This is a genomic window from Brevundimonas vitisensis, from assembly GCF_016656965.1.
Lineage (GTDB): Bacteria > Pseudomonadota > Alphaproteobacteria > Caulobacterales > Caulobacteraceae > Brevundimonas > Brevundimonas vitisensis.
In genome coordinates, this window is sequence record NZ_CP067977.1 from 2262098 (window position 1) to 2285456 (window position 23359).

A 23359-nucleotide genomic window follows, 5' to 3' on the forward strand; every position below is an offset into this window, starting at 1 on the left:
GCCCCCGATTTCCACTCCCCGCCAAAGGTCTTATCCGTGGCCAATCCCGAACTGGGCGCCAAGCAGATCTGTCCGAACTGCCAGGCCAAATTCTACGATCTGGGCCGCCGCCCGGCCCACTGCCCCAAATGCGCGACCGATTTCGATCCGGAAGAGGCGCTGAAGCTGCGCAGCCGCCGCACTCGTCCCGGTGGCTATGCTGCCGATGACGAAGCTGAAGATCAGGTCAAGGACAAGTCCGCCGATGGCGACGAGGACGAAGAAGAAGCCGTCGTCACGCCTGAGATCGACGAGGAAGGCCATGAGCCGATTCTGACGCCGGACGATGAGGACGAGGCCCCGGTCGACCCGGCCGAAGAGCCCGGCATGGGCGAAGCCGGCGACGACGACGTCCTGGACGACGACGATGACGATTCGGTCCCCTTCATCGAGGACGAAGACGACGACAGCTTCGAAGATGAGATCGTCAAACCCGGCGACGACGAGGACTGATGACCGCTCTGCCTGTCGCGCCTCGGGCCGTCCCGGGGCGCGACAGGCAAGAACGCAAATAAATCCTCTGATTGGGGTTGATCGCAAAAAGACCCTGACATAGGTTCCGCCGCCTCGCCGGGGCCTTCCGATTTCGGAACAACCGACGATCCGACCAAAGGGCCCTGGTGCTCAGAGGTTCGGGGCTTTAGCTCAGCTGGTAGAGCGCTTGCATGGCATGCAAGAGGTCAGCGGTTCGACTCCGCTAAGCTCCACCATAAAGGCCGCTTCCGAACAGGAAGCGGCCTTTTCCATTTGCGGGCCGATCGCGGCGCGCTTGCCGGATACGACCGCTCATCCCATATCGTTCGGCTCAGGGTCCCCATGCCACTTCCGGGTGGGGGCCGGATCCGCAGTCGCTTTGTTCGAGGACGCGCCGTGACCACACGAACCCTTCTGTTCGACAGCCCCTTCCTGCTGGGTTTCGACCATACCCGGGCCCTTATCGACCGGGCGGCAAAGGCGGCGGCCGAGAGCTATCCCCCCTACAACGTCGAGCAGCGCGGGACCCATTCGGTTCGCATCACCCTGGCCGTGGCCGGGTTCGCCCCCGAGGATCTGGCCGTGACCCTGGAAGGGCGTCAGCTGGTCGTGGCGGGCAAGCGCGAGCCGGCCGCCAAGGGGGCCGAAGGCGGTGATGAGGCCGCAGCCTTCCTGCATCGCGGCATCGCCGCACGCGGCTTCGTGCGGACCTTTGTCCTGGCTGACGGTCTCGAGGTTGAACAGGCCCGGCTGGAGCACGGTCTGCTGCATGTCGACCTGACCCGGCCGGAAGACGTCCAGACGGTGCGTCGGATCCCGATCACCACGGGCTGAGCGACGCGATAGAACCGCCGGCTTCCAGCGGCGTTAGTGAACAAGAAGGAGGCGGTCGATGATGACGCCGTTGATGACAAAAGAAGACTTTGCTGGTCTGGGCGCACCCGACCTCGTCTATGTGCGCGAGATCAGTGCGGCCGACGTTCTGGCCGACACCCAGATCGCGGAGACGCGCGGGTTGGAAATCGATCCGACCCAGACCCTTTATGCCGTTCACAGCGCCGACGGAGAGCGTCTGGCGGTCATGGTCGACCGGGCCTCCGCCTTCGCTGCCGCCGTGGCGCACGAGCTCGAGCCCGTTTCCGTTCACTGACGGGGCGGACCGGGCGATCTGTGCCACGGTCCGCCCGACGTGCTTAGTCGACCCAGTCGCGGCGGAGGCTGCGGGCCGCGATAATCAGAAGGATCGCCGCCAGAGCATAGAACCACTGGCCGACATACAGCGAGTACCGCAGGGCTTCCTCGGCAAACCGCGGGGTCAGATAGTCGGAGACCGCGCCCAGCAGATAGATGCCCAGGCCGATCCCGACCAGGTTGTTGATCAGGAGGAAGCTGGCCGAGGCGGTCGATCGCATATGGGCCGGAACCAGGTGCTGGACCGCCGTCACGACCGGGCCCAGCCAGGCCAGGGACAAGGCTTGCGGGATCAGGAACAGGGCAAAGGCCAGCCACTTGTCCTGAACATTCATGGCCAGGAAGAACATGGGCACGGCGATGATGAAGCAGACGGCCGGAACCAGCGGATAGGGCGCTTTCTTGGTGCCCTTGCCCAGTTTGTCGGCCAGCCAGCCGCCCAGCCAGATGCCCACGGTGCCGCCGATGAAGGCGATGCCGGCGATATAGAGGGCGCGGTCCACGCCCTCCATCCCCAGTGACCGCTGGAAGAAGCTGGGCAGCCAGAAGGCCGCGCCATAGCCATAGACCGAAGAACAGGCCGCACCGAAGGCCAGGAACCAGAAGCTGGGCTTCTTCAGCAGCACGCCCCAGACTTCGGTGAAACCCGCCGCCTTGGTCGGAACATGGTTCACCTCAGGCGTGCCCTCGGCGCTGGCGACGCGGTCGAACCCGCCCCGGACCGGGTCCTTGACCGTGAACTTCAGCAGCGGGGCCAGCAGGACGCCCACACCGCCCACGATCATGAAGGCGATCCGCCAGTTGATGTGTTCGGCCAGAAGGCCCCCGAACAGATAGCCGAGGGCGGTGCCGATCGGCACGCCGAACGAATAGAAGGCCAGGGCCCGCGCCCGCTGGGACTTGGGGAAGTAGTCCGCGACCAGCGAATAGGAGGGAGCCACGCCGCCCGCCTCGCCGACTCCGACGCCCATGCGTGCGCCGAACAGGGTCCAGAAGCCCGTCGCAAAGCCGCAGACGGCGGTAAATCCGCTCCAGACCGCCAGGGACACCCCGACGATCGAGACCCGGCTGACACGGTCGGCGAACCAGGCGATCGGCAATGCCAGGGTCGAATAGACGATGGCGAAGGCCGGGCCGCCCAGCAGGCCCAGCTGGCCATCGGTGAAGTTCAGCTCGGCCTTGATGTAGGGCAGCAGGATCGCGAGGATCTGCCGGTCGATGAAGTTGAAGGTGTACACCACCATCAGCAGCGCCAGCACATAGGCGCGGTAGCCCCGGTTGGCGGCCGGGCCGATGCCCCGCTCGATGGCCTCTGTGGTGCTCATGGCGTTTCCCGTGGTTTTCTATCTTTGGATGGACGGTAGCGGGCGTTTTCAGCCACGCCAACAAAAAGGGCGGCGGTCCGTGATCGAACCGCCGCCCCTTCTCGTTTCAGATGCCGGGCCGGATCAGAACCGCAGCGTGACCGAGGCCGAAACCGTGCGCGGCGGGCCGTAGAAGGCCGAGATCGAGTTGTTGAAGGTGGCACCGGCGAAGTTGTAGCCGCCGACCTTGTATTCCTCGTCCGTCAGGTTGCGACCGACGACGCCGAACTCATAGGCACCGGAGGGCGCGCGCCAGATGATGGCCAGGTCGACCAGAGCATAGCCGTCCTGGTCCAGCACCGGGTCCGGCGCGTCGAACAGGTGGAAATCCGAGCGGTAGGACACCGAAGGCGTGATCCGCAGATCGCCACCCGCCACAGTGCTGCTGTGGGTCAGGCTCCAGAACGCCGACCATTCGGGCGAGTTCTGCGGGGTGCGGCTGTTGGAGATGTCGACCGGGGTGCCGGTGACCAGGGTGATGAACTCGTCGAACTCGTTCTTCAGGTAGCCGAGCGAGACGGTCGAGGTCAGGCTGTCGGTCAGATAGGCGGTGCCTTCCAGTTCGAAGCCGTAGATGGTCGAGGCGCCGGCGTTGTCGACCACCGAGGCAATGCCCGTGGCCGGCGGGGTCGCGACCTGCTGGGTCGTAATCTGCTGGTCCTTGAAGTCCGAATAGAAGACCGCCGAAGCGAAGGAGAGGCGGCGATCGAAGGCCGAGCCCTTCAGGCCGATTTCATAGGTCGTGACCGTCTCCGGCTCATAGCCATTGACCGTCTGCGGGACCAGGAAGGCGTCGCCGCGCATGTCCCAGCCGCCCGACTTGAAGCCCTGACCCACCGAAGCATAGCCGGTCAGGTCGTCGCTGAAGTCATAGGAGATGCTGGCCCGCGGGGTGAACTGCTCGAAGGTGTCCGAGGCGGTGTAGTTGGTGCGGGTCTGCAGAATGGCGCGCGGCGTGCCACCCGTCAGCGGCGACCGGGTCGCGCCCAGATAGAAGGCGCGGAAGACCTCGCCCGTCTTGTCGTCGCGGGTGTAGCGGCCACCGATCGAGGCGTGCAGCCGGTCCGACAGGTCGAAGCTGAAGTCCGCGAAGGCCGAGAAAGATTCGGTCTCGACCGATCCTGCGGCCGCGATCACGACGCCCAGGTTTCCGGCGATGGTGTCGAACACGCCCGACGAGGTGCCATCCAGATAGAACAGGCCCGCGACACCGGACCAGCGCTCGCCCGTGAACAGCAGTTGCAGTTCCTGGGTGAACTGATCGTCGGAATAGATGGCCGGGACGTCCAGGGTCGGCAGGGGCGTCTGGTCGAAGTCGATGACGGTCTGGGTGTCACCGCTGCGATAGGCGCTGATGGACTTGAAGGTGAGGCTGTCGCTCAGCACGTACTCGGCCGTCAGAGCCACACCTTCGGTGACCACCGACTGCTCGCCGGTCAGGCCCGCCTGGGTGTCGTAGATGTCGGCGGGAGGGGTGAAGCCGCCGGTCGTGGAGTTGACCTCGCGGTGGCCGTGACGCGGGCTGGAATCGTCCTCGACGCGGTCATAGGCCAGGCGCAGGAAGAAGCTGTCGCTGGGCGTCCATTCGGCGCTGGCGCGGAACGCCTTGACGTCCTTGTCATAGTGCTCCTGACCGGTGGTCAGGTTCTGGCCGAAACCGTCGCGGTTATACACGGCCACGGCACCGCCGACGGCGAAGGTGTCGCTGAGCGGCACGGAGGCCGACATCAGGAAGTCGCGCTGGTCATAGGAGCCGATGGTGCCGCGCCCCAGGAAGCTGGGCTCATTGCCCAGGCGCTTGGTCACATATTTGATCGCGCCGCCGATGGTGTTGCGGCCGTAGAGCGTGCCCTGCGGGCCGCGCAGCACTTCAATGCGGTTGACGTCAAAGATGTCGAGCACGGCGCCTTGAGGACGGGCCACATAGACGTCGTCGATGTACAGGCCCACGCCCGGCTCGAAGCCCCACAGCGGGTCCTGCTGGCCGACGCCGCGGATGAAGCTGATGAGGGTGGAGTTGGAACCGCGGGCGATCTGCACCGTGGCGTTCGGGGTCTGCTGTTGCAGGGCGGTGATGTCCGAGGCGCCGGTCTGGTCCAGGCGTTCCGAACTGATGGCCGACACCGCGATCGGCACGTCCTTCAAGGCTTCGTCGCGCCGGCGGGCGGTGACAACGATCTCATCGACGCTGGTCGCCTCATCTCCCGGACCCGCGACGTCCTGGGCCATGGCGAAGGTCGAAAGCGCGCTCCAGGCGGCTCCCGCCATCAAGGCGGTCTTGACGAATTTATTCATTGAAGTCCCCAGTTCCTGTGTGTCGTTCCCGATGACGCTTTTATTCAGCGTTCAATGATTTTCCGCAAAATGACCGCAATCTCGGTTTCTGTCAAACGGTCGCGCTTACCCATGGGGAAGGTTCTGCGAACCGTGTGGCCCCGTTGCACAGGGAGGCGACATCAGCCTAGCGTCGCGCCATGACCAAGCTGCCAGTTCCCTCGCCGAACGTCGAACCTGGACTGCCGCGCCGGGGACGGCCGCCCAAGGCCCGTGCCGCGGCGGCGGGCGACACGCGGGACATGATTCTGGACGCGGCCGAAGATCTCTTTTCCAAGCACGGCTTCTACGGGGTGACGATCCGGGAGGTGGCCCGCGAGGCCGGCGTGGATACGGCCCTGGTCCACTATTATTTCGGGGCGAAGCGCGGGCTGTTCGACGCCGTTTTCCTGAGACGGGCCGAGGTCTGGAACAATGACCGGGTCGATGCCATCAACCGTTATGCGCGCGAAGCGGGCGAGGCCATGACGCTGGAGGGTCTGCTGGAAGCCTTTCTTCGACCACCGTTTCAATGGTCGCTGAAGGGAGGGCCGGGGTGGAAACACTATTCGGCCCTGGTGGCGCAGACCAACGCCAATCCGGCCTTCGGGGGCGAGACCATGGCGCGTTATTTCGACCCCGCGATCCGGCGGCTGATCGAACTGATCAAACAGGTCCTGCCCGGCGCGGCAGAGGTCGATCTTTACTGGGCCTATCACAATCTGTCGGGCGCCTTGACGCTGACCCTGGGCGAGACAGGCCGGCTGGACCGGCTTTCGGGGGGGCTGTGCCGGTCCGGCGATCTGGACAGCGCCTGCGACTACATGGTGCGTTTCGCTGCGGCAGGGTTCCGCGCCGTCTGCACCGACCGCCCCTAGAGTATCCGCCCTTCAATCGATCGCGAATCCATGGTCTCAGACGGCCGGACGAAGGAGTGGCCCATGGCGGAAGGCGATCAGGATGAATCCCATCGAAAACGGCGCGCCCTGATCCGCGGGCTGGTCGTGACGGGAGGCGCGGGCCTGGTTCTGGCTCTGACGGGGGCCTTCAATACCGGAGGGGCTGCTCTGTGGCTCCGGCTGGCCTATTGGGTGCCGATGATGTTCGCTGGGGCGTTGTGGGCCCACGGCTGCTCGCTGTTCGTCGCCCGCTTCGTCGATCTGGACGAGCGACCCTGGCTGTCGGTTCTGGTGCTGACCCTGGTCATTTCGGGGCCGCTGTCCGTCGTGGTCTGGGCGGTCACGGGGCCGGTCTTCAGCGGCGCGATGATGCCGCTGGCGGCTCTGCCCTATATGCTTGGACCGGTGGTGACGGTGACGGCGGCGGTCAGCGCGATCAATGTCTTCCTGGCGCGCGTCGAACCGCGCCAGACCCATGCGGCGCCGACGGGGGCCACCCCGTCCCGCTTTCTGGACCGTCTGCCGCCCAAGCTGAGAGGCGCCACGATCCGGGCTGTCCAGGCGGAAGACCACTATCTGCGGATCCATACCGATCGCGGCTCGGATCTGATCCTGATGCGGCTGTCCGACGCCCTGGAGGAGCTGGAGGGCCTGGAAGGCGCGCAGACCCATCGCAGCTGGTGGGTCGCGAAGGCCGCCGTGCGCGGCGTCAGTCGGGGCGACGGGCGGGCGACCCTGACCCTGGACGGCGACCTGTCCGCACCGGTCAGCCGCCGCCATGCCAAGGGCCTTCGCGACGCGGGCTGGTATTAGCCCTTCCACGTCCCATGGAAACCGGCGGGCAGAACGACCTCTGCGCGCCATGTGGCCAAAGGACCGTTCGATACATGGGCTGCGTCGAACACATGCAGTTCCGTGACGCCCCGGCGCAGGTTGATCGACGGTCCGACCAGCCAGGCCTCGGCCTCTCCGCTGCGGCCCGGCTTGGGGACATAGAGCATTTCCTCGACAACGTGATCGGGCCCAAAGTCGAAGCCGTCCGAGCGGCCCGTGGACCAGTCGTGAACCGCAACGCCCGTGGCCAGCGGACGTCCGCCGCTCTCGCCGGTGACATGGACGGTTCGCGTGCGCGCAAGGCCCGCGCGGCGCGGGTCGCTCTTCGGAAACTCGCCGCTGATGCCGCTGGAGACCATCTCGGCCCGGCCATCGGCATGGAGCGAGACCAGGGACATGACCGCCGGTTCGCCCGGCACGGTGCCGCGACCCTCGACCAGAACCCGCGCGCCCTCCACGGCAAAGGCCACGTCCTTGCCCGCCGCCACGTCGAACCGGATCGTGCCGGAGGCATCCTCCCAGGCGTCGCCGAGGTGGAAATAGGAGAAGGTCGGCAGTTCGAAGATGCGGTGGCGGCTCAGGTCCGACTTGTCCACGACCATGACTTGGGTGCCCATGTCGGCATGCCAGGCGAACTGGCTGGCGAACGGCATGCCCGACCGTTCGAACACCCAGGGCTGCAGCACGATCACCAGATGACGGGCCGTGGCGGTGAAGTCGTGCATATAGCTGGCCCGCGGCAGCGGCAGGAGCTGGGCGTCGATCAGGCCGCCATCACTGTTCAGGTGCCAGACGATGGCCTTGTCGCCATTCAGCCCGATATTCCACAAGGTGCCGTCGGGTGCCTGGCGGGGGTGGGCCTGGAACGGCATGCCCTTCAGGTCGCGCCGAAGGGTAATGAAATCATCGGTGCCGAGATCTGATGCGCTCATGCCCAGGGGAGAGCCGCCCTCCCACAGCGCCCAGACCCGATCCCCCGCAACCATCACCGAGGTATTGGCCGCATTGGCGTCGTCGTTCGACCCGATGCGGGCCCGATCGTCGCCTGCCGTCCCGAAGCCGGGGGTGACCACGGCGGCCAGTTCGGTTTCGGTGCGGCGCTTGGGCGTGTCGGCAAAGCGGGCGTCCAGCGTCACCTGACCCCCCTCCACGCGGAAGGCGCGCATCAGGCCGTCGCCGTCGAACCAGTGGGTCGCCGATCCACCCGGACGCCGGAACTTGCCCGGTCCGTTTCGGAACAGCGTCCCGGCCAGATCGACCGGAGCCCGCCCCCGGACCAGCGACAGGGCCCGGGGGGCGATGTCGCCCTCCAGATCCGCCGTGGCCAGGGCCCAGTCGGCCCCGCCTCGCGCCAGGGCCATATCCTGGGCCGCCGCCGCCCGGACCATTTCGGGCGTGGCGACAGCGGCGGACAGGGCCGCAGCCCCCATCAGAAAGGATCGACGAGAAGGGATCATGGCAGGGGTTCCGTGAGGTTGACGACATGGCCCGGCATCACGGGCCGCAGGTAGCGCCAGGCGCGATAGGCCCAATCAACGAATGCTGATGGTCTGGACAGTCGGGCCGGCCACTTCGAAGCGGGCCCGGTCCCAGCGGGCCGGGCCCATGTTGCCGACCGCATTGTTGGAGAAGGCATAGGGCTCGGTCGGCATGCCGAAGGGGTTGGAGTCCATTTCGCCGTCACCGTCCACGTCGTGGAAGGCCTTCATCGCATAGTCGCCGGGGGCCAGGCCCTCGAAGGTGACGCGGGTGATGCGGCCCGACACCGACACCGTCTGGGCCCCGACGGGGCGGCTGCCCTCGTAGCCTGCCTCACTGTCGAACAGGGCCACCATGACGGCACCGCCGCGCTCGCCGGTCTCGAATTCGAAGGTTACGGAGGTGGGCTCATGGGCGAGGGCCGCACCGGCGGCGGACAGGATCAGGGCAGCGGCGGAAGCGGCGATGGCGAAGGTCTTCATGGTGTGGGTCCTGTTAGGTCTGAAAGCGGGAGACCCGACCGCCGGGCCTCGACGTCCCGACACTCACCCCGCCCGGCCCACCCCGCCAGCGGACTTGCGGCGGTGGCCGTGCCGCCTTCGCCAATGACCATGTTCGTCCACTGGCGAAGCGCGAACGAACGCGTCCGCCACAAATGAAAAAGGGCCGGACCCTCTGACGAAGATCCGGCCCCTTTCGCGAATGTCCGGCGATCAGCCGAACAGGTCTTTTTCGAACACCTCGCCCACCGGCACGATGCGGACATCGTCAGCATCCAGGTCCAGCGGATAGACGGCGATGACCTTGTCCTCCTCCAGGATCTCGGCGGGCTTTTCGGAGGCATAGGTGATGGGCGAGGCGACGTCGTCGACCAGGGCCGTCTTCAAGGCCTCGGCACCAGAGGTCACCACCACAATGGCCATGTCGTCGCTCTTGAGGTGGCGAGCGATCGCATCATTCACCTGCTGCCGCGTCAGGGTGGCCAGGCCGTCCCGGATGTAAGCCGTGAAGGTGCCCAAACCATAGAAGGCCTGATCGAGGCTGTAGCCCAGGTGCACACCCTGGCGTGCCGTCAGAAGGCCTGTCGATTTGACCAGGAAGCTCTTGGTCGCCTCGAAATCGGCCTCGCTCATGCCGTCCCGAACCAGCTTGTCCAGTTCGTATTTGGCGATGCGAATGGCGAAGTGGGTCTGCTCCAGCGGGACCGGGCGGATCCAGATGCGGAAGGCCTGCTGGCTGCGGGCCACATTGGCGGGCGGGGCGGTCAGATACATGCCCGCCGGGAAGTATTCCGTATAGGCATAGTCCCCGTAGTTCATGCCCCGGATTTCACGCATCCGCTGGTACAGATACGAGGACGACGACCGGTGCTCGCCCAGATAGGCGCGGGCCAGATACAGGGCCACAAAGTCGGGATGGCCGCGCTTCACCTCGATCGGGAAGCCCATTGAAATGGCCGCCGCGCGGGTGTCCTTCTCAACCACAGTGACCTTGAGGCCCTCGGGCCGGGCGGCCGCTGCGATCCGGCGATTGGCAGGGCGGCCGGTCGGCAGATGAGCCCCCAGGTCGCCGCGCAGACGGTTCAGGAAGGCGTCGCCCGGTGCCCCCGCCACGCCGACGGTCAGGGCCGCCTGGGTGTAGTGGGCCGCATAGAAGGCCCGGACGTCGTCCAGCGTCAGTGCCTCGACAGCCGCTGCGTGACCGGTGGACAGATGGCCATAGGGATGGTCGGCGTACAGGTGCTCGTACAGCACCTCATTGCCCAGTTCCTCGTCGTTGTTGCCACGCAGGGCGACGCGGATGCCGCTGACGGTGGCGGCCTTGACGCGGCGGAAGTCTTCCTCACGGAAGCCGGGCTCCAGCAGTTGGCCCATGACGACGTCGTACCAGCCATCCAGATTGTCGCGGTGGACGGTGCCCGAGAAGGTGGTCATCTCCTTGTCGACGATCGAACCGAAACCGGCGGCCATCGGGAACAGGGCCTGCTGGATCTGGGCATAGGTCAGGGCCTTGCTGCCCGCGCCGGTGACCATCTCGGCGGTCAGGGCGGCCAGGCCCTCCTTGCCCTCCGGATCATCGACCGAGCCGGTGCGGAAGCTGAGGCTGACGTCGATCAGGGGAGAGGCGCTGGGCTCGATCAGTTCGCGGAACACCTGACGCGCGGATGGCTCCAGCACGGGGCGAGACGCGATCGCCGCCGGGGCCGCGAGCGCCGCAACCGGAGCCGCAGACGCTGCGCCGACCTTGGCATCGACGCTGCCCTTGGCATCGCCGCCCTCGGGCAGGTCGCCATAGGCCAGGGTCGTGATGATCATGCCCTTATCGGTGAAATAGGTGTTGGCCACGCGCAGGATGTCGTCCGGCGTGATGGCGTCATAGGCCCGATAGACGGCGTTCAGCGTGCCCGGATCGCGGGTGGCGGCGACCACCGGCACGATTGCGTCGGCGACGGACTCGGTATTGTCCAGGCCTGCGGCAAAACCATACTTCAGCGAACTGCGGATCGCGGCCAGACGGGCCGGATCGGCCGGGGTCGTCCGCATGGTGGCCAGTTCCTGCTGGATGGCCTCGCGGACATAGGGGATGTCCGCCTTGTCCTTCACCTGGGCCAGGACGCCGATCAGGCCGGGATCCAGGCTGTCCGGGAAATAGCCGGCCAGGGCCTGCAGCTTCTGTTCGGTCACCACCAGCCGCTGATACAGCGGCGAGGACGGGGAAAAGGCATAGGCGCTCAGAACGTCCAGCGCCTGCATGTCACCGGCGGCCGGATTGTTCGCGGTCGGATAGGCCCCCGGTCCGCGGAAGGCGACGCTGACCCAGGACAGGGTCTCGCTGTCCCAGGGCACATGGGCATAGAGCGGGCCATTGGGCGCAGGCTCCGCAGGCACCGGCGGCAGCTCGGGGCCCGCCTGCCAGTCGCTCCAGTATTTCTCGACCAGGGCGAAGGCCGCGTCCGGCTGCACGTCGCCGGCGATGATGATGGTCGTATAGGCCGGGCGGTAATAGCGGTCGAAGAACTGGCGGCTGTAGTCGAACTGATCCGGCATCGCCTCGATGTCGGCGATGAAGCCCATCGTCGTGTGCTTGTAGGTGTGGGTCGTGAAGGCGGCGTTGCGCTGGACCTCGAACAGTTTGGAGATCGGGTTGGCGACGTTCTTGTTGTACTCGCCCAGCACCGCCAGGGCCTCTGTGCGGAAGTCCGGCTCGGAATACTCCAGGTTCTGGAACCGGTCGGCCTCGATCCGGAGGGCCGTCTCCAGGTCCTCCTTGTTGATCGTCATGTGATAGTTGGTGCGGTCATCCGACGTATAGGCGTTGGAGTCGGCGCCCATGCTCTTCAGCGTGGCATTGTATTCGGGCCCCGACATGGTCTTGGTGCCGCGGAACATCATGTGTTCGAAGAAGTGGGCAAAGCCCGACTTGCCCGGCTCGACCTCGTTGCGCGACCCGACCGAGACCGGGATCTGCAGCGAGACAATGTCGGGGAAGCCTGTCTCGACCACGATGACGCGCAGGCCGTTGGGCAGGTCGCGGATGTGGGTCGGGAACGGATAGATGTCCCCTGCCGGAGCCGCCGATTGAGCCAGGGCCGCAGCCTGGGCCAGGCTGGGCTGGAACGCAGCCAGCGCCGCGCCCGCCATCAGACTGCCTGTCAGCATGGAACGGCGCGTCATTTTCAGGGTCTGCATCGGAATCGTCCTCAATCCGCCGAAATTTCAGGAGGGCAGGGTCGCACACCCGAGCCGCCAAGCGACCTTACACTTTCGTAATGCCGACTACTCCGCCTCGACGCGATCGATGTCGTCGTCGGTCAGGCCGAAATGGTGGCCGATTTCGTGGATCAGGACGTGGGCGATCAGTTCGCTGAGTGTGATCCCGCCATGGTCGCACCATTCGTCCAGGATCGGACGGCGGTACAGGAAGATGCGCGAGGGCTCGGCCGCAGGGCCCAGGCTATCGCGCCGTCCGATATCGACGCCATGATAAAGACCGGTCAGCTCGAACGGGTCTTCTATCCCCATTTCGGCCAGGGTGGCCTCATCGGCGAAATCGTCGACGCGGATCACCACCTCACCCGACAGACTGCGGAAGGGCTCGGGCAGGGCATCGAAGGCCGCTCGGGCAATCGCGGCGAAATCGTCCAGGGACGGCGCGGTCAGATCGGTCCAGCCGGAGAGGGCGGTTTGGGTCATTCTGGCGATATCGTCCGCGCGTGATCGGGTCGCAATGGGCGCTGCATGCGTTATGGTGACCGAATCGTTACGGATCGGCGCATCGGCGCCATGGGCCGGGGCAGGGATGGCTGAAGCGGACATCGCCTATGTAGCCGCAGCCGGGGCAGCGGGACTGGCCCTGGCTGTCAGTGCCTGGACATGGCGGTTCACCACACGCGCTGCGGCGGCCCGGTCATTGCTGGCCGATCATACGGCGGAACTTCAGGGCGATCTCGCTCGTCGTGAGGCCGCCCTGGCGGCGTTTTCCGATGTGCGAATGGTCGTTCACCCGGACGGGAGCCTGGGCCATCCTCTGGGCGATGCCGAGGCGGTCGCCGCCCTGTCTGATGTCGGCCAGGCCGTGGACGCAGCGGCCTTGACCGCCCTGGCCCAGGAGGGCTGCCCCTTCGATCGGATCGCGACCATCGGTTCTCGCACATGGCGGGTCGAGGGCCGTGCCGTTGCCGGCCAGGCGTGGCTGCGCCTGTCGCCGCTGGAGGCCGTGACCGAAGGGACTGAGAGCGGCCTTGGCCTGCTGGTCGATGCCTCGCCCGTGCCGACCTGGGTCATGGATGCGTCCGGGGCCTTGGCCTGGGCCAATCGGGCCTGGCTGACCGAAACCCGCAGCGACAGCCTGGATGCGGCCAAGGCCCAGGGCCTGAGCTTCGATCGCGGGGCCGACGCCGTGGCGGCAGAGGCGGCAAGGCTGGGTAGTCGGCATGAGGGTTTCCGCTGGACCACGGCGGCCGACGGTCGGCGCCGGGCCTGGCGGATCGTGGCCGAGCCGGCTCCGGGCGGGACCGGGGCCGTGACCGTCTTCGCCATCGACACCACCGACGTCGAGGAAACCCGCGACGCCCTGCGCCGCCACGTCACCGCCCATGACGAGACGCTGAACCATCTGGCAGATGCGGTCGCCATCTTTGGCCCGTCCAAGCGGCTGGCCTTCCACAATACGGCGTTCCAGACCCTGTTCCGGCTGGACCCGGCCTGGCTGGACGAGCGGCCGACCCACGCCGAACTGCTGGACCGCTTGCGCCAGCGCCGGCTGCTGCCCGAGGTCATGGACTATGCCGGGTGGAAGGCGCACGAGCTGGATTTCTATGGCGAGGCCAAGGCATCGCCGGATGACAGCTGGTCCCTGCCCGATGGCCGGACCCTCCGGGTGGTGCGTCAGCCGCACCCGCTGGGCGGCATCCTGCTGATCTTTTCCGACATCACCGACGAGCTGAAGCTGCGGGCCAGGTTCAACGCCCAGATTCAGGTCCAGACGGCCACTCTGGACAAGCTGAACGACGCCGTCGCCGTTTTCGGCTCGGATGGCCGGTTGCGTCTGCACAATGAGGCGTTCGAGGCCTTCTGGGGCCTGTCCGCCGAACAGTTGACCGAGGCGGGCGATTTCGAGGCCGTAGCATCGCTCTGCAAGGCCAGCCTGCCCGATCCCGCCCTGTGGCTGGGCCTGAAGGCGCGCGTCGCCGATCCCGATCCGGAAAGCCGCGTGCCGATCTCAGGCGAAGGTCGGACCGGCGATGGCCGGATCGCTGCCTGGCAGACCCGGCCCCTGCCCGATGGGGCCACCCTGGTCGCGTTCTCGGACGTCACGGCGCGGCGGGAGCTGGAACAGGCCCTGGCACAGCGCGAGGCGGCGCTGAAGGAGAGCCAGGCCTTGAAGCGGGAGTTCGTGGGCAGCGTCTCCTATGAACTGCGCACGCCATTGACGACCATCGTCGGCTATTCCGAGCTTCTGGAAACCCTGGGCGACCTGCCCGAACGCAGTCGCCAGCATGCCGGTGCCATCCGCGTCGCCGCCAGCCAACTGGCCCGGTCGATCGATGACGTCCTCGACATGGCCCAGATCGATGCCGGAGAGATGGAGCTGTCGCTGGGCGATGTCCATCTGAACGACCTGCTGACACAGGCCGGCGACCGGATCCGCGCCCGTGTCGAGGGCCGCGGTGCCACCCTGGCCATCACGATCCCGGCCGGGCTGGCCCCCATCCGCGCAGACGGCCGCCGCCTGGGGCAGGTGGTCGATCATCTGCTGGAGAATGCGGCTCGTGCCGTGTCCGAGGGCGGCCATGTCGCCCTGATCGCCGCGGCGGGGGCCGGTGAGGTCCGCATCCGGGTCGAAGATACCGGCCGGGGCATCTCCTATCACCTGCAGGCCCATGTGTTCGACCGCTTCGTCAAGCGCGAGCGCGGCGGACCGGGCGTCGGTCTGGCGCTGGTGAAGGCGATCGTGGAACTTCACGGCGGCTGGGCCGAGGTCGAGAGCGAGCCGGGCAAGGGCGCGGCCTTCATCCTGCATCTGCCGCTGGAAGCCGCCGGCGAGGCGGCAATGCCGGAACTGGCGCTGGGGTCGTGAATACCGGCTTCCTGACCAGGAATTGAGCATGCCGGTTCGGGTGTCGCCCCTGCGATTTTGACACGGCAGGAACGAGCCACTAGCCACTAGCCACTGTCACGCGCTGGACACACCATGACCCCCCGTCTCAAGACCGCCCTCATCTATGATTTCGACGGCACCCTGGCCCGGGGAAACATGCAGGAAGTCACCTTCATCCCGTCGGTGGGCATGGGGATCGGCGACTTCTGGGGCGAGGCGGACCGGCTGACCAAGTCGGTCGATGGCGACAACATCCTGATGTACATGCAGCTGATGCTGCAGCGGGCTCGCGAGAACGGCCAGCCGATCACCAAGAAGCTGCTGCGCGAGCATGGCGAGGACGTAAAGCTGTTCGACGGGCTGAAGTCGGACCTGACGGGCTCGGGATGGTTCGAGCGCATCGATGCCGTTGGGGCCAGATATGGCCTGGAAATCGAGCACTACATCATCTCGGCCGGGCTGGAGGAGATGATCGACGGCTGTCCGATCCGCGAGGCGTTCAAACACGTCTTCGCATCGAAATTCGCCTATGACGACCACGGTGTCGCCATCTGGCCGGCGGTCGGCGTGAACTACACCACCAAGACCCAGTATCTGTTCCGCATCAACAAGGGCGTGCTGAACCACTGGGACCACGAGCGGATCAACAAATTCGTGCCCGACGACGAGCGCGCCGTCCCATTCGAGCGGATGATCTTCCTGGGCGATGGCGACACCGATGTGCCGACCATGAAGATGATGCACACCAAGGGCGGCTTTTCGATCGCCGTCTATGATCCGCGCAATTCCGAAAAGGACCAGAAGAAGATCTACGGCCTGATCTCGGAGGACCGGGTGAACTTCGTCGCTGCCGCCGACTATCGCGAAGGTCAGCCGCTGGACCTGATCGTGAAGGGACTGATCGGCCGCATCGCCATCAATGCCGGGACGATGAAGGATATCTAGGCAGGTCCTTCGGCTGCGGCTGGCGACGCGGTCGCTCGCTGCTTGAGCCGGTTCTCGATACGATCGCGCGCTATGTGAGCGTTCGGCTCAACGCCCGCCTGCCCGGAGCAGGGCGGCGCGCGCGGCGGTCAGGCGTGAAGGAACGAGGCCTTTCAGCGAAGCCTGGCTGCGCTGTTTCAACCCTGCCTCCTGACCCTTCTGCCAGATCACATCCACCTCGTGAGCGGTGGCCTGGGGCACGTCGATGACGACGACCTGGCGGGGCAGGGACAGGTTGCGCTCCATCCGAACCCGCATACCGCCAGCCGAGCGGTCGGCGATCACGCAGCCGACCTCCAGCCCTGGAGCGACGATGATGCCATTGACCCGCGTGGGCGTGCGGACTTCCAGGCGGCGGTTTTCGGACGGTATCATGTCAGAACACAGAACGACGGAAGAGTTTCCAGATCGTTCAGAGGGATGCGGCGATCAGTGCTGGCTCTCGGGCAGGCGAACGATCAGGCCGTCCAGGGCGTCGCTGACCCGGATCTGGCAGGATAGACGGCTGTTCGGCTGAACATTCTCGGCGAAATCCAGCATGGACTCCTCCATCGCGCTGGCCTTGCCGGCAGCCTCCTGAAAGGCCTCGTCCACATAGACGTGGCAGGTGGCACAGGCGCAGGCCCCGCCGCAGTCGGCGTCGATCCCCGGAACATTGTTCCGGATCGCACCCTCCATCACCGACAGCCCCGGCTTCACGTCGACGACATGTTCGGATCCGTCGAACTCGATATAGGTGATCTTGGCCATGACGCGGGCTTAGGGGTTGCTGCGCATGGCGACAATGCCACCGCATGAGGACTTCGTGTGGGCGATCAGGCCGGGACCCTGGCCGCCGTCTTCTTGCGATCGGCCGGCCGGTTGACCATCAGCTTCTTGGTCTCGGCGATGGCCTTGGCCGGGTTCAGCCCCTTGGGGCAGACCTGGGCGCAGTTCATGATCGTGTGGCAGCGATACAGCTTGAATGGATCTTCCAGGTCGTCCAGCCGCTTGTTGGTCGCATCGTCACGGCTGTCGGCGATCCAGCGATAGGATTGCAGCAGGGCCGCCGGGCCCAGATATTCCGTCTGGTTCCACCAGTAGCTGGGGCAGGACGTCGAGCAGCAGGCGCACAGGATGCACTCGTAGAGTCCGTCCAGCTTTTCCCGATCTTTCGGCGACTGCAGCCGCTCGGTCGTGGGGTCCGGATCGTCGGACTGCAGATAGGGCTGGATGGAATCGTATTGCGCGTAGAACAGCGTCAGATCGGTGACCAGGTCCTTGACCACAGCCTGGTGGGGCAGGGGCGCGATGGCGATGGTCGAGGACTGGCACTCGTCCCAGCCCTTGGTGCAGGCCAGGGTGTTGCGCCCGTCGATGTTCATCGAGCACGAGCCGCAGATGCCCTCGCGGCACGAGCGCCGGAACGACAGGGTCGGGTCGATCTCGTTCTTGATGTGGATCAGGGCGTCCAACAGCATCGGGCCGTGATCGTCGGACGAGACCTGGAACTCGTCCCAGCGCGGCGCGGCATCGACCTCGGGGTCATAGCGATAGACCTTGTAGGTCTTGACGTTCTTGGCACCGGCCGGCGCCTTGTGGACCTTGCCCTTGCTGGGCTTGGAGCCGCGCGGAAGCGTAAGCTGAACCATGTTTAGTAAACCCTCGCCTTGGGTTTGATGTACTCGATCTCGTCGGACATCGTGTACTGGTGGACCGGACGGTAATCGATCGCGACGCCTTGGCCCGGACGCTTCCAGGCCAGGGTGTGCTTCATCCATTCGGCATCGTCACGATCGGGATAGTCTTCACGCGCATGAGCCCCGCGGCTTTCCTTGCGGTTGGCGGCGCTCTCGATGGTGACCAGGGCCTGATCGATCAGGTTGTCGTATTCCAGGGTCTCGACCAGGTCGGTGTTCCAGATCAGGCCGCGGTCGGTGGTGCGGATGTCGTCGCCCGCCGCGTGGATGGCGCGCAGCTTGGTCACGCCTTCTTCCAGCGTCTTGCCGGTGCGGAACACCGCCGCGTCCGACTGCATCGCCCGCTGCATCTCAATCCGCAGCTTGGCCGTCGGCGTGCTGCCGGAGGCGTGGCGGAAGCGATCCAGCCGGGCCAGATGGGCCTCGGTCGCGCTGGCCGGAGCGTCCGGAACCTTGGAGGCCTTGTCCACCACCTCGCCAGCCCGCAGTCCGGCGGCGCGGCCGAACACGACCAGGTCGGTCAGGCTGTTCGAGCCCAGGCGGTTGGCACCATGCACCGAGACGCAGGCCGCCTCGCCCACGGCCATCAGGCCGGGCACCACGGTGTCGGCATTGTCGCCGACCTTGGTCAGGACCTCGCCGTGATAGTTCGTCGGGATGCCGCCCATATTGTAGTGAACGGTCGGCAGGACCGGGATCGGTGCCTTGGTCACATCGACCCCGGCAAAGATCTTGGCGCTTTCCGAGATGCCGGGCAGGCGCGCGTGCAGGGTCTTGGGATCCAGGTGATCCAGATGCAGGAAGATGTGGTCCTTGTTCGGGCCCACGCCCCGGCCTTCGCGGATCTCGATCGTCATCGACCGGCTGACCACGTCGCGGCTGGCCAGGTCCTTGGCCGAGGGCGCATAGCGCTCCATGAACCGCTCGCCCTCGGAGTTGGTCAGATATCCGCCCTCGCCCCGGGCACCCTCGGTGATCAGGCAGCCGGCGCCATAGATGCCGGTCGGGTGGAACTGGACAAACTCCATGTCCTGCAGCGGCAGACCGGCGCGCAGCACCATGGCATTGCCGTCACCCGTGCAGGTGTGGGCGCTGGTGGCGCTGAAATAGGCGCGGCCGTAGCCGCCGGTGGCCAGGATCACGAGCTTGGCGCGGAACTGGTGCAGGGTGCCGTCGTCCAGCTTCCACGCCGTGACGCCGGTGCAGGCGCCGTCCTGCATGATCAGATCGAGCGCGAAGTATTCGATGAAGAACTCGACCTCGCGCCGTACGGACTGGCCGTACAGGGTGTGCAGGATGGCGTGGCCGGTGCGGTCGGCAGCGGCGCAGGTGCGCTGGACCGGACCCTCGCCATAGTTTCGCGTCATGCCGCCGAAGGCGCGCTGATAGATCTTGCCATCCTCGGTGCGGCTGAACGGCACACCCCAGTGTTCCAGCTCATAGACGGCCTTGGGCGCCTCGCGGACCAGGTATTCGATGGCGTCCTGGTCACCCAGCCAGTCCGACCCCTTGACGGTGTCGTACATGTGCCACTTCCAGGAATCCTCACCCATGTTGCCGAGCGAGGCGGAAATCCCGCCCTGGGCCGCGACCGTGTGCGACCGGGTCGGAAAGACCTTGGTCACGCAGGCGACCTTCAGTCCCTGCTGGGCGGCACCGAGGGCGGCGCGCAGGCCCGAGCCCCCTGCGCCGACGACGACGACGTCATACTCGTGATCGACGAATTGATAGCTAGCCATCAGGCAATCAGACTCCGAAACCGGCCGGCAGCGGCGCCGAGCTTAACGCCAGCCGCACGATGAAGAAGATCGCCGCCGCGACCAGGACCAGACAGATCAGGTTGACCAAGCCCAGCAGGGCCCCCTTGGTGCCGGGCTTGTGGATGTAGTCCTCGATGATGACTTTCCAAGCCAGGCTGACATAGAGGAAGAAGGTCACCACGGTCAGGATCAGAAGGCCGGCGTTCAGCCGGTTGGCGAACCAGTCCAGGACGGCCTGATGATCGGCACCCGCCAGGGTGAAGACGCTCCACGCCGCCCAGACGCACAGCGGCATCAGGATGCCCAGAGCGATCTTCTCGACCGTCCATTCCACCGTGCCGTGATGTTCGGAGACCTTGATCCCCTTGTGATAGCGAACCGCGTTGGTCACAGCGAAACCCTCCCGGTGGCGAACAGCCCGGCCCAGAACACGACAGTCAGCACGACCGGCCCCCAGACCGAGATTTGCGACAGGGTGTTGGCCGACGGCACCGTCAGTCCGTTGCCCGTGTCGTTGATCAGGTGACGACCCCCGTTCAGCAGGAAGGAGAACAGCACCAGCGTCATGCCGATACCGATCACCAGACCCACCGGCGATGTGGCCGCAGCCAGGAAGGCGGCATAGGCTTCCGGTCCGAAGGCGATGGCGGCCAGCCAGGCCACGACGAACATGGCAGCAAAGCTGGCTGCGCCGATCGTCATGCGGAACAGGATCGAGGCCAACATGGTGATGTGCCAGCGCCAGACCTGAAGGTGCGGCGACAGCGGGCGGACACGGCCGTTGGGCTGAATCGTCTCGCGACCGGCGAGGTCGGAGGCGGTGCCGTCGGCCGGGGAGGGCTGGGACATGCGAGTGCTTCTCAAAAACGGAGGGAAGTCAATCCCTGATATCCGTGACAGGGCACAGGCTTTAGGGACGCGTCGCGACCCATGTCAACGCGCGACCCTGACGCAGGGCACGACGGGTCACGAATTCGCCAGCGCGGCGCGAACGCTTGCTTTTTCGCAACGCCCTGCGGCAGTCTGTTCGGATGCTGCTGAACCTTGCCATCGCGCTTGTGATTTCCGGCCCGCAGGATCCCGCCGCTTCGGCGCCGCCGCCCTCGACCCTGCCCCTGACGGCCTACGCCGCGCCGCCGATACGGCCGTTCGAGCCCGCCTCCAACTTTGGGCGCGAGGCCGCCCAGGGGGCCGAAGCGGGCGACACCTGGCGTCGCGCGATTGCCGCGCCCGTTCCGGTCGATGCCTATAACGGCCAGTATGAGGCGACCCCCACCGATGCCGAACTGGCCTATGACCAGGGCGTCGCCTCGGCAGAAATCCGGATGGATCAGCGCATGGGCCCGCTGGACGGCCGTTGGCGTGTGACGGGCGAGGATGGAACGGTCGTCTATGATCTGATCCTCTCCGACGCGCCCGACGACGGCATATCGGTCGAAGGCGGCTGGCGCTCGGCCTCGGGCGACACCGGCGTCGTCGCGGCCATCGATGCGGCGACGATCGTTCTGGACGGTCAGGGCAGGCTCAGCCTGACGCCCACTTCGACGGGTTTCTCTGCCGTTCTCAGCCAGAACGGCCGGGAACGCGCCGTCCGCCTGACCCGGCGCTGATCACGAGGCCTGAGTTGATGCCGGAAATCGACCTTTCCGCCCTGGCCGGAGCCGACAGTGCCTGGGCGGTCTGGGTGCTGCCTGTGCTGCTCGGGCTGGGGTTAGCCTCGGCGACCGGGCTGCGGACGTTCCTGCCCCTGCTCATGCTGGCCGGAGCGGCACGGTTTGGCCTGTTCGGCATCGATCTGAATGCCCAGATGGCCTGGCTGACGTCCGACGCCGCCATCATGGCCCTGGGTATAGCGGCAGTGGTGGAGTTCACCGGCGACAAGATACCGGTCGTGGACAATGCTTTGTCGACCCTGGGCCTCATCACGCGCCCGGTCGCCGGGGCCGTGGCGGCGGGCAGCGTCTTTGCCGGTGTCGATCCGACCACGGCGGCCGTGGCGGGGGTGATCATCGGAGCGCCGACGGCCCTGGCGTTCAATGCCGCCCAAGGCGGAGCGCGCCTGACCTCCACAGCGACGACGGGTGGCCTGGGCAATCCGGTTCTGTCGTTCCTAGAGGACATACTGGCGGTGTTCACCGTCATCCTGTCCTTCCTGGCACCGATCCTGGTGCCGATCCTGCTGATTGTGCTGGCGGTGGTGGTCTTCCGCCTGGCGCGCAGGCTGCGAAGACCGCGACCCGCCTGACCCCGTCAGTCCAGGGCGCAGATATCGGCCAGGCCCCGCCAGGCGCCGGCATGATCCAGGCCATAGCCGACCAGAAAGCGGTTCGGGGCTTCCCATCCCACGAAGTCGGGCTCTGGCGCGCGGGGCAGGGGCCACGGCTTGCGGGCGAAGACGCAGGTCAGGACCTCCGACGCTCCCGCCTCCCGCATGATCCGCACGGCTTCGGCCAGAGACAGTCCGGTGTCGAACACATCGTCGAGGATCAAGACCTTTCGCCCCTGAACCGACCGCTGGAGCGGGGCATGGACGTCGATCCGGCCGCGGCTGGTCGTCTCGTCGCCATAGGAGGCCAGCCACAGCGCATCGAAGCGGACATGGGCCCCGGCGCGGGCCAGGGCGCGGGTCAGATCGGCGGCGAACCACAGGCCGCCGGTCAGCAGCACCACCGCCACCGTCTGGTCATCGACGACGGGTGCGATCCGCGCGGCCAGTTCGTCGACGACGCGGCGAACCTCCGCCTCCGGCAACAGGACGGTCGGGTCGGCGCGGGTTTCGGGATCAGCCATGATGCGAGGCGGATACCGCCTCGTCATGAGACTTGTCGAGAGGGGCCGTCTCGACCGGCACGGCGTCCAGCGGCCGCATGGTCGGCAGATCGTCCGCCACCGGTGACAGGGCCGGTCGCAGGGAGCCTTGATCGGCAGTGGGCAGAGGGCGCGGCGCAGGCACGGCCGGACCGTGATCATCGCTTGCGGCCGGGCCGTGGTCCGCACCATGGCCGGCATGGGACGGGTCCGTCTTGCGGTCGTCCTCGCCATCCGTCGCCAGCACGAAATCGACGCCGACGCCGGACGCCTTGCTGCCCGGATCGGGGATCAGCACGGCAAAGCCCTGGACGCCACCGGGCAGGACCGGCGCGGCGTCGATGCGGACCACCGCATGGCCGATCTCGGCGCCGTGCGTATCCAGCAGGGCGACGCGGACCGCCGGGGCCGTGACCTCGCGATCTCGCACATTGCGCAGCGCCCCGGATACCACCACCGTTCCGGGGTCGTTCGGCACGGCACGGGCGCTGACCGCCTCGAACTCCAGCCCTGTCGGATTGACCGGAATCCCGACGGCGGCATAGGCGGCGGCGGTGCGGGGGGCCAGGTCAACGACCTCGACCCGGAACAGCCAGGCCGCCCCCATCAGGGCGACAAAGACGCTGGCCAGGCCGGCCCAGGCCACGCCGTGGGTGGCGGCCCGGCGGACACGCCGTTGATGTTCGGCTCTTGCCCGATAGGCGCGGGGCAGTTCGGGGGCGGGGGTCTCGGCCAGGGTCTCGGGCGTCTCGTCGCGTCGCCCCGCGGACGGAGCGGGCTCTTCCTCGGCGCTGGCGGTCAGTTCCAGGGGTTCGTCCAGCGTCGCGCGCCAGGTGTGGGCGCAGGCCTTGCAGCGGACGGTGCGGCCGCCCGCCCCGATGGCCTGATCGGGCGCGAAATAGCTGGTGGCGCAGGACGGGCACGTCAGTATCATG

The 23359-nt window shown here is 66.5% G+C and carries 23 protein-coding genes and 1 tRNA gene; 10 read left to right on the forward strand and 14 right to left on the reverse strand.

Annotated elements, in window-relative coordinates; translation table 11 throughout:
• Positions 1–36 precede the first annotated feature (36 nt).
• The 4 genes from JIP62_RS11535 to JIP62_RS11550 all read left to right on the forward strand — a co-directional run bounded on the left by JIP62_RS11535 (position 37) and on the right by JIP62_RS11550 (position 1663).
• On the forward strand, positions 37–492 hold the full coding sequence (locus JIP62_RS11535) for a TIGR02300 family protein (RefSeq protein WP_201102325.1): 456 nt from the start codon (positions 37–39) through the stop codon (positions 490–492).
• A 181-nt stretch (positions 493–673) separates the two neighbouring features.
• Positions 674–749, forward strand: a tRNA-Ala gene (locus tag JIP62_RS11540).
• Between the two features lie 106 nt (positions 750–855).
• The gene (locus JIP62_RS11545; protein ID WP_201102326.1) at positions 856–1347 is read left to right on the forward strand and encodes an Hsp20 family protein; all 492 of its coding nucleotides are present in this window, start codon (positions 856–858) and stop codon (positions 1345–1347) included.
• 61 nt (positions 1348–1408) lie between these two features.
• Complete coding sequence (locus JIP62_RS11550) at positions 1409–1663, forward strand: DUF1150 family protein (RefSeq protein ID WP_201104728.1); 255 nt, start codon at positions 1409–1411, stop codon at positions 1661–1663.
• A 43-nt stretch (positions 1664–1706) separates the two neighbouring features.
• On the opposite strand, the gene JIP62_RS11555 is transcribed toward JIP62_RS11550, so the two are convergent.
• Together JIP62_RS11555 and JIP62_RS11560 are read right to left on the reverse strand one after the other, a co-directional pair.
• Positions 1707–3029, reverse strand: a complete 1323-nt coding sequence (locus JIP62_RS11555; protein ID WP_201102327.1) for a spinster family MFS transporter — start codon at positions 3027–3029, stop codon at positions 1707–1709.
• Positions 3030–3152: 123 nt separating this feature from the next.
• A complete protein-coding gene (locus tag JIP62_RS11560; protein WP_201102328.1) occupies positions 3153–5363 on the reverse strand; it encodes a TonB-dependent receptor in 2211 nt (736 codons plus the stop codon).
• Positions 5364–5542: 179 nt separating this feature from the next.
• On the opposite strand from JIP62_RS11560, the gene JIP62_RS11565 reads away from it, so the two are divergent.
• Together JIP62_RS11565 and JIP62_RS11570 are read left to right on the forward strand one after the other, a co-directional pair.
• A complete protein-coding gene (locus JIP62_RS11565) occupies positions 5543–6259 on the forward strand; it encodes a TetR/AcrR family transcriptional regulator (RefSeq protein ID WP_201102329.1) in 717 nt (238 codons plus the stop codon).
• 63 nt (positions 6260–6322) lie between these two features.
• Complete coding sequence (locus tag JIP62_RS11570) at positions 6323–7093, forward strand: LytTR family DNA-binding domain-containing protein (RefSeq protein WP_201102330.1); 771 nt, start codon at positions 6323–6325, stop codon at positions 7091–7093.
• Here the strand turns inward: JIP62_RS11570 and JIP62_RS11575 are convergent.
• The 4 genes from JIP62_RS11575 to JIP62_RS11590 all read right to left on the reverse strand — a co-directional run bounded on the left by JIP62_RS11575 (position 7090) and on the right by JIP62_RS11590 (position 12786).
• Positions 7090–8571, reverse strand: coding sequence for a carotenoid oxygenase family protein (locus JIP62_RS11575; RefSeq protein WP_201102331.1), 1482 nt, complete (start codon positions 8569–8571; stop codon positions 7090–7092). The two genes, JIP62_RS11570 and JIP62_RS11575, sit on opposite strands and share 4 nt — an antisense overlap.
• 75 nt (positions 8572–8646) lie before the next feature.
• The gene (locus JIP62_RS11580; protein ID WP_201102332.1) at positions 8647–9075 is read right to left on the reverse strand and encodes a DUF2141 domain-containing protein; all 429 of its coding nucleotides are present in this window, start codon (positions 9073–9075) and stop codon (positions 8647–8649) included.
• Between the two features lie 231 nt (positions 9076–9306).
• Positions 9307–12282 carry a M16 family metallopeptidase gene (locus JIP62_RS11585; protein WP_201102333.1) on the reverse strand — a complete coding sequence of 992 codons (2976 nt, stop codon included), beginning with the start codon at positions 12280–12282 and terminating at the stop codon, positions 9307–9309.
• A gap of 87 nt (positions 12283–12369) precedes the next feature.
• The gene (locus JIP62_RS11590) at positions 12370–12786 is read right to left on the reverse strand and encodes a metallopeptidase family protein (protein WP_201102334.1); all 417 of its coding nucleotides are present in this window, start codon (positions 12784–12786) and stop codon (positions 12370–12372) included.
• Positions 12787–12892: 106 nt separating this feature from the next.
• Here JIP62_RS11590 and JIP62_RS11595 point away from each other — a divergent pair, with 106 nt between their 5' ends.
• Both JIP62_RS11595 and JIP62_RS11600 read left to right on the forward strand, forming a co-directional pair.
• Complete coding sequence (locus tag JIP62_RS11595; RefSeq protein ID WP_201102335.1) at positions 12893–15172, forward strand: sensor histidine kinase; 2280 nt, start codon at positions 12893–12895, stop codon at positions 15170–15172.
• A 114-nt stretch (positions 15173–15286) separates the two neighbouring features.
• Positions 15287–16138: an HAD family hydrolase gene (locus JIP62_RS11600; RefSeq protein WP_201102336.1), complete on the forward strand. Its 852-nt coding sequence runs from the start codon at positions 15287–15289 to the stop codon at positions 16136–16138.
• 87 nt (positions 16139–16225) lie between these two features.
• On the opposite strand, the gene JIP62_RS11605 is transcribed toward JIP62_RS11600, so the two are convergent.
• The 6 genes from JIP62_RS11605 to sdhC all read right to left on the reverse strand — a co-directional run bounded on the left by JIP62_RS11605 (position 16226) and on the right by sdhC (position 20465).
• Positions 16226–16552, reverse strand: coding sequence for a PilZ domain-containing protein (locus JIP62_RS11605; RefSeq protein WP_201102337.1), 327 nt, complete (start codon positions 16550–16552; stop codon positions 16226–16228).
• A gap of 54 nt (positions 16553–16606) precedes the next feature.
• Positions 16607–16927 carry a 2Fe-2S iron-sulfur cluster-binding protein gene (locus tag JIP62_RS11610; RefSeq protein WP_201102338.1) on the reverse strand — a complete coding sequence of 107 codons (321 nt, stop codon included), beginning with the start codon at positions 16925–16927 and terminating at the stop codon, positions 16607–16609.
• A 65-nt stretch (positions 16928–16992) separates the two neighbouring features.
• A complete protein-coding gene (locus tag JIP62_RS11615) occupies positions 16993–17808 on the reverse strand; it encodes a succinate dehydrogenase iron-sulfur subunit (RefSeq protein ID WP_201102339.1) in 816 nt (271 codons plus the stop codon).
• Between the two features lie 2 nt (positions 17809–17810).
• Complete coding sequence (gene sdhA, locus JIP62_RS11620; RefSeq protein WP_201102340.1) at positions 17811–19595, reverse strand: succinate dehydrogenase flavoprotein subunit; 1785 nt, start codon at positions 19593–19595, stop codon at positions 17811–17813.
• Positions 19596–19602: 7 nt separating this feature from the next.
• Positions 19603–20007, reverse strand: coding sequence for a succinate dehydrogenase, hydrophobic membrane anchor protein (gene sdhD / locus JIP62_RS11625; RefSeq protein ID WP_201102341.1), 405 nt, complete (start codon positions 20005–20007; stop codon positions 19603–19605).
• A complete protein-coding gene (gene sdhC / locus JIP62_RS11630; protein ID WP_201102342.1) occupies positions 20004–20465 on the reverse strand; it encodes a succinate dehydrogenase, cytochrome b556 subunit in 462 nt (153 codons plus the stop codon). The genes sdhD and sdhC overlap by 4 nt, the downstream gene beginning before the upstream one ends.
• A 146-nt stretch (positions 20466–20611) precedes the next feature.
• Between sdhC and JIP62_RS11635 the strand changes: the two genes are divergently transcribed.
• Positions 20612–21226, forward strand: coding sequence for a hypothetical protein (locus tag JIP62_RS11635; RefSeq protein ID WP_201102343.1), 615 nt, complete (start codon positions 20612–20614; stop codon positions 21224–21226).
• 17 nt (positions 21227–21243) lie between these two features.
• Positions 21244–21861 carry a DUF4126 domain-containing protein gene (locus JIP62_RS11640; RefSeq protein ID WP_201102344.1) on the forward strand — a complete coding sequence of 206 codons (618 nt, stop codon included), beginning with the start codon at positions 21244–21246 and terminating at the stop codon, positions 21859–21861.
• A gap of 5 nt (positions 21862–21866) precedes the next feature.
• Here the strand turns inward: JIP62_RS11640 and JIP62_RS11645 are convergent, their stop codons facing one another.
• Positions 21867–22406: a phosphoribosyltransferase gene (locus JIP62_RS11645; RefSeq protein ID WP_201102345.1), complete on the reverse strand. Its 540-nt coding sequence runs from the start codon at positions 22404–22406 to the stop codon at positions 21867–21869.
• Positions 22399–23358 (reverse strand): DUF3426 domain-containing protein, encoded by a 960-nt coding sequence (locus JIP62_RS11650; RefSeq protein ID WP_201102346.1) that lies wholly within the window; start codon positions 23356–23358, stop codon positions 22399–22401. The genes JIP62_RS11645 and JIP62_RS11650 overlap by 8 nt, the downstream gene beginning before the upstream one ends.
• Between the last annotated feature and the right edge of the window lies 1 nt (position 23359).

Excerpts from the sequence above, each read along its gene's own strand:
- sdhC (WP_201102342.1), bottom strand. The coding sequence starts at position 20,465 with ATGTCCCAGCCCTCCCCGGCCGACGGCACCGCCTCCGACCTCGCCGGT.
- JIP62_RS11645 (WP_201102345.1), bottom strand. The coding sequence starts at position 22,406 with ATGGCTGATCCCGAAACCCGCGCCGACCCGACCGTCCTGTTGCCGGAG.
- JIP62_RS11640 (WP_201102344.1), top strand. The coding sequence starts at position 21,244 with ATGCCGGAAATCGACCTTTCCGCCCTGGCCGGAGCCGACAGTGCCTGG.
- JIP62_RS11560 (WP_201102328.1), bottom strand. The coding sequence starts at position 5,363 with ATGAATAAATTCGTCAAGACCGCCTTGATGGCGGGAGCCGCCTGGAGC.
- JIP62_RS11615 (WP_201102339.1), bottom strand. The coding sequence starts at position 17,808 with ATGGTTCAGCTTACGCTTCCGCGCGGCTCCAAGCCCAGCAAGGGCAAG.
- JIP62_RS11600 (WP_201102336.1), top strand. The coding sequence starts at position 15,287 with ATGACCCCCCGTCTCAAGACCGCCCTCATCTATGATTTCGACGGCACC.
- JIP62_RS11580 (WP_201102332.1), bottom strand. The coding sequence starts at position 9,075 with ATGAAGACCTTCGCCATCGCCGCTTCCGCCGCTGCCCTGATCCTGTCC.
- JIP62_RS11650 (WP_201102346.1), bottom strand. The coding sequence starts at position 23,358 with ATGATACTGACGTGCCCGTCCTGCGCCACCAGCTATTTCGCGCCCGAT.
- JIP62_RS11610 (WP_201102338.1), bottom strand. The coding sequence starts at position 16,927 with ATGGCCAAGATCACCTATATCGAGTTCGACGGATCCGAACATGTCGTC.
- JIP62_RS11565 (WP_201102329.1), top strand. The coding sequence starts at position 5,543 with ATGACCAAGCTGCCAGTTCCCTCGCCGAACGTCGAACCTGGACTGCCG.
- JIP62_RS11595 (WP_201102335.1), top strand. The coding sequence starts at position 12,893 with ATGGCTGAAGCGGACATCGCCTATGTAGCCGCAGCCGGGGCAGCGGGA.
- JIP62_RS11555 (WP_201102327.1), bottom strand. The coding sequence starts at position 3,029 with ATGAGCACCACAGAGGCCATCGAGCGGGGCATCGGCCCGGCCGCCAAC.
- JIP62_RS11550 (WP_201104728.1), top strand. The coding sequence starts at position 1,409 with ATGACGCCGTTGATGACAAAAGAAGACTTTGCTGGTCTGGGCGCACCC.
- JIP62_RS11605 (WP_201102337.1), bottom strand. The coding sequence starts at position 16,552 with ATGATACCGTCCGAAAACCGCCGCCTGGAAGTCCGCACGCCCACGCGG.
- JIP62_RS11545 (WP_201102326.1), top strand. The coding sequence starts at position 856 with ATGCCACTTCCGGGTGGGGGCCGGATCCGCAGTCGCTTTGTTCGAGGA.
- JIP62_RS11590 (WP_201102334.1), bottom strand. The coding sequence starts at position 12,786 with ATGACCCAAACCGCCCTCTCCGGCTGGACCGATCTGACCGCGCCGTCC.
- sdhA (WP_201102340.1), bottom strand. The coding sequence starts at position 19,595 with ATGGCTAGCTATCAATTCGTCGATCACGAGTATGACGTCGTCGTCGTC.
- JIP62_RS11570 (WP_201102330.1), top strand. The coding sequence starts at position 6,323 with ATGGCGGAAGGCGATCAGGATGAATCCCATCGAAAACGGCGCGCCCTG.
- JIP62_RS11575 (WP_201102331.1), bottom strand. The coding sequence starts at position 8,571 with ATGATCCCTTCTCGTCGATCCTTTCTGATGGGGGCTGCGGCCCTGTCC.
- JIP62_RS11585 (WP_201102333.1), bottom strand. The coding sequence starts at position 12,282 with ATGCAGACCCTGAAAATGACGCGCCGTTCCATGCTGACAGGCAGTCTG.